The organism is Sulfurovum sp. (genome assembly GCF_036568385.1).
GTDB lineage: Bacteria > Campylobacterota > Campylobacteria > Campylobacterales > Sulfurovaceae > Sulfurovum.
In genome coordinates this window covers 19,319-30,632 of sequence record NZ_DATCSP010000084.1, presented here as the reverse complement: position 1 = coordinate 30,632, position 11,314 = coordinate 19,319, and the positions used below count along the sequence as shown (strand labels likewise).

The window sequence follows — 11,314 nt, the reverse complement described above, 5'->3', positions numbered from 1 at the left end:
TTCCCAGAGTTTATCATAGATTTCTTCGTTCAGAGCAAAGTTCTCTTTACAGCTTTCAACTGAAAGGGGGTCCGTATCGCAAAGTTCAACATTCGCCCCCAGTTTTTTACACGCAAGCCCCAATATCCCTGAACCGCATCCCACATCGATAACAGATGTGCCTGCCTCAACATATTCACTGATAGCTTCCAAACATGAATAGGTCGTAGCATGATGCCCGGAACCAAAAGCAAGGGCAGGATCGATCTTGATGTTGATCAAGTGCTCTTTAGGTTCATACCAGCTAGGGAAGATATAAAATCTGCCTGCCTCGATCGGTTCGATAGATTCCTGATAGGTCTTTATCCAGTCTATATTCTCTTTCTCTTCCATCTTGTATTCCATTTTGATGGCATCACCCAAAGTACCGGCTAATGATACAAGCGCATCTTTAACGAAAGTTAAATCAGATTCACTTCGCACGATGATCACACCCTGTCCCATTTCCAGTCCCTCGCCGTAAATATTGGCAATGAAATCTGCTATAAAGTCCACAAATTGGTCATCAAGTGTAACGGTCAGTTCATAGTATTTATCTTGCATTGGTCTTTTCCTTTGGAAAATGAATGTAACTCGTTACATGAGCCAACTGCTGAAGTTGATACAGCGTCAGCGTAGTGAAATGGACTTTGTTCATTTTGCGTTCTTTGTTTTATGGAAAGCTTCTTCCAGGTCCAACGTGCCTTCATAGAATGCTTTGCCGACAATGGTCCCGTCGATGCCTGCCTCTATCAGAGCATTGATATCGTTCATGTCTTTCAGCCCGCCGGAAGCGATCGTTTCAAGGCCTGAGGCTTTTTGGATCTCGAGGGTAAAGTCTATATTGACCCCGGTCATCATCCCGTCACGCCCTACATCCGTACAGATGATCGCCTGTACACCTGCATCGGCGAACTCTTTGGCAAGGTCAGTGGCTTTCATATCACTCACTTCTCCCCATCCTTCAACCGCGACCATGCCGTCTATGGCATCAATGCCCACCACGATAGGGTATTTTGCAGCCATCTCTTTGACGAATTGAGGGTCTTTCACCGCGATAGAACCCAGGATCAATCTGTCGATCCCCAGTTCCAGGTACATTTTGATGGTCTCCTCATCACGGATACCGCCGCCGAGTTCAAGCTTGAGGTTACAGTGCTCACGGATCTGTCTGATCTGCTCCAGGTTCTCGGGTTTCCCTGCAAAGGCGCCGTTGAGGTCTACAAGGTGTACCCATTCGCTCCCAAGCTCTTCAAACCGTTTCGCCACTTGCCATGGTTCATCGGAATAGATCTTTGCAGACTCCATGAGCCCTTTGCTGAGTCTTACGGCTTTCCCGTCTTTGAGGTCTATGGCTGGGAGTATGGTCATGATGCGATCCCTGCATCATGAAGTGATGAGTGATGAGTGATGAGTGATGAGTGTTTGTAGGCATTGTTGGACAATGCTTTGATTCTATATTTCATTATAAGTTCCTATAGTTTTGCGAAATTTTCTATGATCTTGAGCCCGTTCTCATGGCTTTTCTCTGGGTGCGGCTGGATGCCGTAAATGTTCCCGTTCTGGACCGCCGATACGAATTCATACCCGTAGTGTGTTTTTCCTATGGCATATTTGTCCTCACATACCGCATGGAAAGAGTGCACAAAGTAGAGGTAGAACTCTTTAGGCAATCCGGAAAAAATAGGCGTCTCTTTTTGTTGGAACAGTTCGTTCCATCCCATGTGCGGTACTTTGAGAGGATGGTCGAATCTGTTTTCGTCAAAGGCAACGACCTTGCCGGGGATCAGTCCCAGACCTTCTGTACCATTTTCGTCTTTTGCGAACTCTTCAGAGCTTTCAAAGAGGAGCTGCATACCAAGGCAGATACCCAAAAGGGGCTTCCCTGAGGCAGCAAACGCTTTGACCGCCTCATCCATACCATTGGCCTTGAGGTGTTCCATCGCATCCCCGTAGGCCCCTACACCGGGGAGTATGAGTTTGTCATACTTGCCAAGTGCAGAAGGGTCGCTCTCCAGGGCGGCATCTACCCCGACTTTGGCAAACGCATTGATGACAGAGGCCAGGTTCCCCATCTTGTAATCGACGATTCCTATCACGATTTGTTCCTTGTTAAACGGTTCTAAGTGCTGTGATTATAGCAAATTAAATTGAAAGCAGGTGTTTTGGGTCTTTATCCTTTAGGCTATTTGGGTAAAATGACGTATTATATTGGAGACAGGACAGGAATGAGAGAGAAAATAGAGTATGCATTGGTAAAACTGTTTTTGTGGCTGGCAAAGATAGCACCCAGAGCATTCATCTATGCAGTCATCAGATCGCTTACCCTTCTTGTCTATCATTTGGACAAAAAAAGACGTCATCTCACTATCACGAACCTTACCATGACGTTCCCCGGGAAAAGTTCTGAAGAGATAAAAGCACTTTCCAAAGCAGTCTATACGGAACTCTCCAAGACCATTAGCGAAATTCTGCTGATGTTCACCGGAAGGTTCGATATCGACCATGCGATCAAAAACAGAGACGAGGTCAAAGAGACACTACAGAAACTGGCACAGAACAGTCCGCATGGGATCGTCTTCATGACGGCACATTTCTCTAACTGGGAACTTATGGCACATTTCATTGCAAAGCACGGACTTCCGATGGCGGTGATAGGACGCAAAGGGAACAACAGACTTATAGAGACTAACATTACCACCCCGTTCCGTGAGAAATACGGCAACAGTGCGGTAAGCAAAGACAAAGCGATGCTTTCGATGATGAAAAGACTGAAAGCGCAGGGAAATGTAGGACTGCTTATCGATCAGAAATCGGGTGGTTCACACAGTGCCAAGCTGGACTTCTTTGGAAAACCTGCCGAAACCACGCTTTCTGTTGCTTCACTGAAACTGAAGCTCGATCCTTTGATCGTCCCTGTCTTTGTCGTGAGGAACAGTGACGGGCTGTATGAGCTGGTCATCCATGAGCCTGTGGAGTATAAGGCAGAGGAGATAGAGGATCAGCAGAAGAAGCTCGAAGCGATGACCCTGAGATACAACCAGGCCATCGAGGATGTCGTCAGAAAATATCCTGCACAGTGGTTCTGGATGCATAACAGGTGGCGGGTGTGAGCAGGGTGCTTATACTCAGCGACGGCCGCATGGGGCACCTGAACCAGTCATTGGCATTCGCGAAATATCTGAATATCCCCTATGAGGTCGTCTCCGTCACGTTTAAACACAGATGGCTTAAAGCATTGAGCTATCTGCTGGATAGAATAGGGGTGTATACGGACAGGGTGTTCGATGAACAGATAGACAAGAGATACGACATGGTCGTGGGAACAGGCTCCGCGACTTCCTATGCGACAAAAGTGTTTGCCAAAAAAATGGATGCAAGGTCTGTAGCGATGATGCTGCCCCGCGGCTACCGCTATGATCTCGATCTGATCTTTGCTCAAAGCCATGATAACCCTCCTAAACAGGAAAATATCATAGAGATCCCGGCCAACTTTTCCTATGTGGAACCCAAAGGGCTCTACAGGGCACAAAAGAAGTCTATTGGGATCGTGATAGGCGGGGACAACAAACTTTTTACGATGTCGAAAGAGAAGCTTCAAGCACAGTTGGATCTCATCAAAGAATACTATGCAGGGTACGAAATAGCTGTCACCACATCACCCAGAACCAGCAAAGAGATAGAAGAGCTGATAGCATCATATGCCTTTGATTATGAAGTGATCTTTTCTAAAAATCCCATCAACCCCATCCCTGATCTTCTTGCACAGTGCGAGACGGTCTTTATCACCGGGGACAGCACCTCGATGATCTCAGAAGCGGTCTCCTATGGCAACTCCAATGTGGTTGTTCTGCCTTTAGAGAGTGAAAAAGAAAATAAATTTACGCGATTCATAGATACTTTGGAAAAAGAGGGGTATCTGCATATTTTTGACGGCACCATCAAAGATAAAAATAAAAAAATAGATTTTAGATCCTACCTTGAAGAGGTGGATCTGTGAAAATCGTACAGTTACTGCCAGAACTGAATGAAGGCGGCGTGGAACGCGGTACGGTAGAGTTGAGCCGCGAGTTGGTGAAACTGGGGCATGAGAGCATTGTGATCAGTGCAGGGGGAAAACTGGCGGAGCAGATCGAACAGGATGGGGGAACGCATATCATGTTCGATGTCTGTTCCAAAAACCCATTGAGTGCGCCTTTGCGTATGTTCCAATTACGGAAGCTATTGAAAGCATACGATCCCGATATCCTTCATGCACGAAGCAGGGTACCGGCCTGGCTTGCATACCTGGCGAACAAAAAGCTCCATATCCCTTTTGTCACTACGGTACATGGATTCAACAGCGTGAGCCCTTACAGTGCCATTATGACAAAAGGGGACAGAGTGATCTGCGTCAGCGGTGCGATCAAGTCCTATATCCAAGAGCACTACCACACGGCCGATGAAAAGATCACGGTGATCCCCAGAGGGATCGATCTGGAAAAGTTCGATCCTCAGAATCTAGATGCCGAATTCATAGACGCATTCAGAAAAGAACATGCACTAGAAAACAAGTTTATCGTTACCTCCGTAGGAAGGATCACACAGTTAAAAGATCTGGAGACATTCATTTCTGCGATCGCTGTACTGAAAAAGGATCATCCCAATGTAGTTGGATTGATCGTGGGTGGGGTAAGAGAAGATAAACAGGAATATTTCCATAGTTTAAAAACCTTGGTCAAAAGTTTAGATCTGGAAGAGCAGATCATCTTTACCGGCTCCCAAAGCAAGGTCGCTGAGATCTATGCTTTGAGCGATGTCGTGGTGAGCAGTTCTAAAAAACCCGAAAGTTTCGGTCGAAGTGTGGCTGAAGCCCTGGCGCTTCATACACCTGTCGTGGCGACAAACCATGGCGGCGTTCTAGATATCATCGTTGAAGGTGAGAACGGGTTCTTTTATCCTGCGGGGGAGAGCGGGGTACTGGCTGAGTCGATCGAGAAGTGTAGAAATTTAGAATTTGATGGGTATCGTTATATTTCAGAGCATTTTTCTTTGGAAAAAATGGTCCAAAGTACCGTAGCAGTTTATGAGGGGATCGCATGATTTTTTACCTTGGCATGACAGCACTATGTGTTTTTCTCTATTTCTCCTACCGCTATGCCTGGTGGAAGAGAGCAGTTGACTACCGTTATCCAAGAATACTGATGTACCATATGGTGCGTGAGCCTATTCCGGGTAAGAAATTCAATTCTCTACGTGTTTCTCCCAAGAATTTTGAAATGCAGATCAAATATTTACATGACAATGGGTGGCACTCCTATACGATGTCAGAGGCAGTCGCAAAAAAAGAGTATTTACCGGAAAAGAGTGTGGTCATTACCTTTGATGACGGCTACCAGGATAATCTGACAAATGCTCTACCCATCTTAAAAAAGTACGGTTTCAAAGCGACGATCTACCTGGTCAATGATCGTCATGACCGCGACTGGTCAGGCTATCGCAAAGCCAAAAATGAAGGGGCAGGACTCAAGGATGAGCCTAAACTCAGTGACTATGAGGTGAAAGCGCTACTGGAGAGCGGCTTGATAGAGATCGGTGCACATACTGTGACGCATGCAAATTTAAATGCTTTGGGCATTGAAGAGGCTCAAAGTGAGATCTGTATTTCAAAAAAAGAGATCGAAACGAAGTTTGCCACTGTATGCAACAGCTTTGCCTATCCTTTTGGACTTTACAGCAAAAGAGATGCCGGTCTTGTTTTAGAGTGCGGCTATACCAATGCGGTCACGACCAAAACAGGCATAGCGGATCTAAACCGATGCGATCTGTTTGAAATTCCCAGAGTAACCATAAGCGGAAAAGACAACTCCATTGCTTTTCGGCTGAAGTTGCGTACAGGCAAAAAAGGAATGAAAAAATGAGAGTATGTCAAGTGCTGGCAGGTGATGAAGAGGGTGGATTGGAGAAACATTTTGAAGAGTTGTGCAACAGATTGGTATCTCACCATGAAATTCATGTGATCGCCCATGAGAAGTATAGAGAACGTTTTGACCCAAAAATAGTTTTTCATGCGCTTGATCTTTCCAAGGGACGTCGAAATATTGTAATATTGTATCAATTACGTCAGATGATCCAACAAATAGAGCCTGATATTCTTCATGCCCATGCAAACAAAGCTGTCGACATGGTTGCTTCTATCAAACGTTTTCTGCGTCCATCCATTAGATCGATCGCTACCTTACACAGTAAAAAACGTAAATTAAAAAGTTTTGAAAGATTCGATCATGTGATCGGTGTTTCGCATGAAGTATTGAAAGAAGTGAAAAATCCGCATCAGAGTGTTGTCTATAACGGTATTGATATAGCGCCACGAATGAAAGACCCCCATTTTCTAGAGCAGTTCGGGATGAAAGATGGGTTCGTACTTTGTGCCGTCGGAAGGCTCGAAAAAGTAAAGAATTTTCCTTTATTGATCCATGCTGTGAAAGATCTGGATGTAAAGCTCATGATCGTGGGTGAGGGGAGCGAAAGAGGAAAACTTCAAAACCTGGTACAAGATCTATCATTGGAAGATAAAGTAATTTTTACGGGCTTTAGGAAAGATGTACCAGAAATCATTGTCAATGCAGATATCTGTGTGATAAGCTCTGACCGGGAAGGGTTTTCTTATGTAATGGCAGAAGCACTGCTTTTAGGTATTCCCGTGGTATCGACAGATGTAGGAGATATGAAGAAGATACTGCCCAAAGGATCTGTAGTTCCGGTGAATGGTGAACGAGAACTGACTGAAACGTTGCGTTTTATGAAAGAGCATTATCAAGATGTTGTAGAAAGTTATCAACCAAGTTTTCATTTTGCAGCAGAGCACTTTACACTGGATGCGATGGCCAAACAGGTTTTGAGTATATACAGCAAGGTGTTAGAGAAGTGAAAAAAGTATTGATATTAAGCGATGGCAGACCGGGACATTTCAATCAAAGTCTTGCGGTCGCAGAGGCGATCAAAGGAATGGATGAAGCAGAAGTGAAGTATATAGAGATCAAAGTTAAAAAGATGGGGAAATATCTTTTGCGCACGTTGCTCAATACAGGTTTTGGTCAAAAGCTGTGCAAGAAAGGTCGTTTTTTAAAATTCATTTCTTTGTTCTATGAAGGATATACCTGGGATCAAAAACCGGATATCATCATCTCAGCAGGAAAAGACACTTCGTTACTGAACGCGCTATTGGCATTAAGCTATGGGAGTAAGAACTTTTTTATAGGACATCCCAAAAAGCTGGACCATCACCTTTTTACGGCGATCTTGACGGTTTTGGATCTAGGGTACGATAATCAGATCATTTTGGATGTAGCACCGACACGATCCTACAGTGGCGATCTGAAAGAGTTCGCCAAGAAATATGATCTTGATCCTCAAGGCGAGTACTACACCTTGCTGATAGGGGGAGATGGTTCCGGATACCAGTTTGATGAAGAAGATATTGAACAACTCATTGCATTTGTCAATGCCACAGCGGATAAGGTCAAGTGGCTGGTAACCACTTCACGACGAACGCCTGTAGCGTATGAAGAGAAGATGGCAAAAGAGATGAAAGCGGAATGTTTTATCGCTTATCATCAAGACCCTCAAAAAGTGGTTGCCGGTTTTCTGGAACTAAGCAGGGCCGTATTTGTTACAGAAGAGAGCGCCTCTATGGTGAGTGAAGGAGTCGCATCAAGGAAACCTGTTGTCACTTTAGCTCCAAAGATCCATGTTGCCGATAAAAATTATCAGAAGATCTTAGAAAAATTTTTGATCCAGAATAGAATTCGAAGGGTAGAAATTTCGAGATTGGAAAAATTCAAAATAGATTTGGAGACCTTTGATATTTTAGAGATTTGTTCATCTGAAGAAATAGTTAAAAAGTTAGAAGTGTATCTGTCATAGGGAATGTTATGAAAAAGATTGGATTGATTGCGACAAACCTTGCAGGGAGCGGCGCAGAAAAAGTAGTATTGCATTTGGCAGATATGTTTGAAAAGCATGGGGATGAAGTACATATTTTCCTCCTTGAGAATGTCATCTCGTATGAGGTGAAAGGTGCGAGAATCCATACCCTTACTAAAGACCGCTCATTCTTTAAACTTCTAAAAGGTTTTGGAGATAAACTTTTGGCCTTTAAATTGAAAGGTATCATCCACAGAATAGAAAGGGATGGCCAAAAATTTGATCTTTTTCTCTCGAACCTTCCTGCTGCCGATCGTGTGGCAAGAGAAGCTGATCTACGACATACCAAGTACTTGATACATACTTCATATTCAATGGAACTCAATGAATTTAGAGACAGAGGTAAATTCCGCAGGGCAGCCAAGAAAGAAAAACTGTACCATGCACTTTACGAGGGAAAAGAGTTGATCGCTGTCTCACAAGGAATAAAAGGAGACTTAGACCATATGGGTATCCATTATGCTACCTGTGAAGTCATTTATAATCCTTTTGATGTCGGGGCCATACGTGACCTTGGTGAGGAGAAAAGCGTAGATGAGATCGAAGGGGAGTATCTTTTGAGTGCATCTGCATTCCGTCCTGTAAAGCGGCATGATATTTTGTTAAGGGCTTACAGTAAATTAACAGATCCTTTACCTTTGAAACTTTTATGCAATCCTGACCCTAAACTTGAAAAAATGATCGATGAATTGGGTATTGGAAATAAGGTGGAGATACTCGGATTTATGAAGAATCCCTATCCTGTCATAAAAAATGCAAAACTTCTTATACTCTCATCTGAGAGAGAAGGCTTACCAACAGTCCTCATTGAAGCTCTTATATTGGGTACGCCTGTGGTTAGTACAGATTGTGTTTCCGGCCCTTCCGAGATATTGACAGGAGAGCTGAGCCAGTATCTTGCCAAAGTGAATGATAGTGACGATCTAAGCAAGAAAATTTCTTTGGCTATAGAATATTATCCTGAGATCAACGAATCTTATATAGAAAAGTTCAATGCAGAGAATATTTATCAAAAATATCTAGAGCTAGAAAGATAGATCATTTTATTTTACAGTTCTGACTATTGTAGCCTCTTGTTCTTCATATCGGTACTGTGCAAGTATCAAGCCCGCAAAAAGCGCAAAGAGACTAAGCGGCCGGTTAAGATGAAACATGGCATCGCTAAATGATGCAATCGCTATAGAGGATACTAAAATGTATTTGATGGTATTTATTCTTATATCTGTGATCTTGGTTCTGAGGAGTGATATAAAGATAAATATATATGCAGACAATCCAAATATCCCTGCTATCACCGCAAATTCTACAAATTGATTATGATAGTGCACCAACGCTTTTACTTTTTTTCTATCCGGATATCTTTGCTGGACCATTTCATCTTTTTTACTTAGGTAGTCCCCAGCACCCACACCAATGATCGGGTTCTCCAGGAAGATATCTTTGGCAACGATACTGAGTCCTAGTCTTGCCCCAATAGAAGTGGAATAGGTGAGGTTGCTTGTATTATTGTATGTTTGCATGATACGAGCTTTGAAGTTCGGGCTAAATGTAAATGCCAAATATGGAATGATCAGTAGTAAAGAGAGGGTAATAACTATTGACTTGAATGTTATTTTATAATACCCGATCAGCACAGATACCAATACAAACAAAAATAAAACCTGGCCGGTACGGCCTGTGTTTATGAATAAATTGGCTGTAATGGTAATGAAAAATATCGTGTAAATTATTTTATGTTTTATCTGTTCAGACGTTAGGATACGATTCAATAAGATACCGGCACTAAAAGCAAGAAAAACACTATAAAGTGTATGCTGCATGAAGGGGCTGGGATCTTTATGACTAAGTCCTTGAATAGTAATAAATTCAAAAAATATACCATAGGATACCAGTTCACTGATCAGCATACCAGTAAGGAATGCAGAGAGGGCTATGGGTATGAATTTTTTATCTATGGATGTAAATATTACAAACATAGGCAAGAGATACCAAAACCTTGTGATATATTTGACCCCTGTACGAAGGTTTTCATAATCGGTCCATAAGAGAGAGAGAAGCAGCAAGGCTATTAGAAAGAAGAGTGCTATGAATAATGGCTGTTTTTTCAGCGCAGAGAATTTTTTTGTAAAGTCTCCTTCACGAATCCAGAAAATGATCATGATAATCGCTGTTGCACGTAGCATATCCAACGATAGAGGGATCATCAGTGCATAAAGAACAATAAGATAGTTGATCATTTTTGTATTGTTGGGAATGGAGATCATGAATGGTTTACCCTTGGGTCTTTTTCTGCTACTCCTACTATTTCTTCCGCATATCCGTTGGGATTATTGGATTGCCATCTCCAGCTGTCTTCACACATCTCTTTAATGCTTCGTGTGGCTTCCCATCCTAAGATCTTTTTGGCATAGCTGGGGTCTGCGAAGCACTTTGCGATGTCGCCCGCTCTTCTTGGCGCGATCTTGTACGGCACATGTTTACCGGAAGCCTTTTCAAACGCTTTGACCATATCGAGCACGGAGTAGCCTTTTCCTGTTCCCAGGTTGATCGTCATCACTTCGTTGAAACTCTCTATCTTCTCCAGTGCTTTGACATGACCGTCCGCCAGGTCCATGACATGGATGTAGTCCCTTACACCGGTACCGTCATGGGTATCATAGTCATCTCCGAAGACGCTCAAAAATGCACGTTTGCCTACCGCTGTCTGCGCGATGAAGGGCATCAGGTTGTTTGGTATGCCGTGAGGGTCCTCTCCTATCGTTCCGGAGATATGCGCGCCCACGGGGTTGAAGTATCGCAGCAGCACGATCTTCCATGCAGGGTCTGAAATGTAAAGGTCCCGAAGCATCTCTTCGATAAAAAGTTTGCTTCGCCCGTAAGGGTTGGTCGCAGAGAGGGGAAAGTCTTCTTTGATGGGAGTAGTATGCGGCTCACCATACACAGTGGCCGAAGAGCTAAAGACGATGGATCTGCAGCCATGTGCCGCCATGGCTTCGCAAAGCACGATGGTGCCGTGAATGTTGTTGTCATAATAATTCAGTGGCTCTTCCACGGATTCTCCCACAGCTTTCAGACCGGCAAAATGGATGACAGCGTCTATCTTATAGGCATCAAAGATCTTATCCAGATCTTCCCTGTGCCGTATGTCACCCTCGATCACAGTAATGGGTTTCCCCGCAATTTTTTCTACCCGCTTTATGCTCTCTTTGGAAGCATTGGAAAAATTGTCAAAAACGATCACTTCATACCCCGCTTCGAGCAGCAGTATACAGGTGTGTGACCCTATGTAACCGGCACCCCCAGTGACTAAAATATGCATAAGCAGATCCCT

12 protein-coding genes are annotated in these 11,314 nt (G+C 43.7%); 7 read left to right on the top strand and 5 right to left on the bottom strand.

The annotated features are described in order from the left end of the window. The 3 genes from VIM88_RS09020 to hisH all read right to left on the bottom strand — a co-directional run. A partial coding sequence (locus VIM88_RS09020) for a 50S ribosomal protein L11 methyltransferase (protein ID WP_331862567.1) occupies positions 1 to 582 on the bottom strand: 582 nt, incomplete at its 3' end. A gap of 90 nt (positions 583 to 672) precedes the next feature. After that, the gene (gene hisA / locus VIM88_RS09015) at positions 673 to 1,389 is read right to left on the bottom strand and encodes a 1-(5-phosphoribosyl)-5-[(5-phosphoribosylamino)methylideneamino]imidazole-4-carboxamide isomerase (protein ID WP_331862566.1); all 717 of its coding nucleotides are present in this window, start codon (positions 1,387 to 1,389) and stop codon (positions 673 to 675) included. A 104-nt stretch (positions 1,390 to 1,493) separates the two neighbouring features. Further along, on the bottom strand, positions 1,494 to 2,117 hold the full coding sequence (gene hisH, locus VIM88_RS09010) for an imidazole glycerol phosphate synthase subunit HisH (protein ID WP_331862565.1): 624 nt from the start codon (positions 2,115 to 2,117) through the stop codon (positions 1,494 to 1,496). A 129-nt stretch (positions 2,118 to 2,246) separates the two neighbouring features. Between hisH and VIM88_RS09005 the strand changes: the two genes are divergently transcribed. Genes VIM88_RS09005 through VIM88_RS08975 form a run of 7 tightly spaced genes read left to right on the top strand, consistent with a single transcriptional unit; the run spans position 2,247 to position 9,020 of the window. After that, a complete protein-coding gene (locus VIM88_RS09005) occupies positions 2,247 to 3,131 on the top strand; it encodes a lysophospholipid acyltransferase family protein (protein ID WP_331862564.1) in 885 nt (294 codons plus the stop codon). Further along, complete coding sequence (locus tag VIM88_RS09000; RefSeq protein ID WP_331862563.1) at positions 3,128 to 4,018, top strand: ELM1/GtrOC1 family putative glycosyltransferase; 891 nt, start codon at positions 3,128 to 3,130, stop codon at positions 4,016 to 4,018. The genes VIM88_RS09005 and VIM88_RS09000 overlap by 4 nt, the downstream gene beginning before the upstream one ends. Beyond that, positions 4,015 to 5,100 carry a glycosyltransferase family 4 protein gene (locus tag VIM88_RS08995; protein ID WP_331862562.1) on the top strand — a complete coding sequence of 362 codons (1,086 nt, stop codon included), beginning with the start codon at positions 4,015 to 4,017 and terminating at the stop codon, positions 5,098 to 5,100. The genes VIM88_RS09000 and VIM88_RS08995 overlap by 4 nt, the downstream gene beginning before the upstream one ends. Then, a complete protein-coding gene (locus VIM88_RS08990; RefSeq protein WP_331862561.1) occupies positions 5,097 to 5,918 on the top strand; it encodes a polysaccharide deacetylase family protein in 822 nt (273 codons plus the stop codon). Before VIM88_RS08995 ends, VIM88_RS08990 begins: the two co-directional genes overlap by 4 nt. Beyond that, a complete protein-coding gene (locus VIM88_RS08985) occupies positions 5,915 to 6,928 on the top strand; it encodes a glycosyltransferase (RefSeq protein WP_331862560.1) in 1,014 nt (337 codons plus the stop codon). The genes VIM88_RS08990 and VIM88_RS08985 overlap by 4 nt, the downstream gene beginning before the upstream one ends. Further along, positions 6,925 to 7,923 (top strand): ELM1/GtrOC1 family putative glycosyltransferase, encoded by a 999-nt coding sequence (locus VIM88_RS08980; protein WP_331862559.1) that lies wholly within the window; start codon positions 6,925 to 6,927, stop codon positions 7,921 to 7,923. The genes VIM88_RS08985 and VIM88_RS08980 overlap by 4 nt, the downstream gene beginning before the upstream one ends. An 8-nt stretch (positions 7,924 to 7,931) precedes the next feature. Further along, the gene (locus VIM88_RS08975; RefSeq protein WP_331862558.1) at positions 7,932 to 9,020 is read left to right on the top strand and encodes a glycosyltransferase; all 1,089 of its coding nucleotides are present in this window, start codon (positions 7,932 to 7,934) and stop codon (positions 9,018 to 9,020) included. A gap of 6 nt (positions 9,021 to 9,026) precedes the next feature. On the opposite strand, the gene VIM88_RS08970 is transcribed toward VIM88_RS08975, so the two are convergent. Together VIM88_RS08970 and galE are read right to left on the bottom strand one after the other, a co-directional pair. Further along, complete coding sequence (locus tag VIM88_RS08970; RefSeq protein ID WP_331862557.1) at positions 9,027 to 9,959, bottom strand: O-antigen ligase family protein; 933 nt, start codon at positions 9,957 to 9,959, stop codon at positions 9,027 to 9,029. A 284-nt stretch (positions 9,960 to 10,243) separates the two neighbouring features. Beyond that, positions 10,244 to 11,302 carry a UDP-glucose 4-epimerase GalE gene (gene galE, locus VIM88_RS08965; protein ID WP_331862556.1) on the bottom strand — a complete coding sequence of 353 codons (1,059 nt, stop codon included), beginning with the start codon at positions 11,300 to 11,302 and terminating at the stop codon, positions 10,244 to 10,246. Positions 11,303 to 11,314 lie beyond the last annotated feature (12 nt).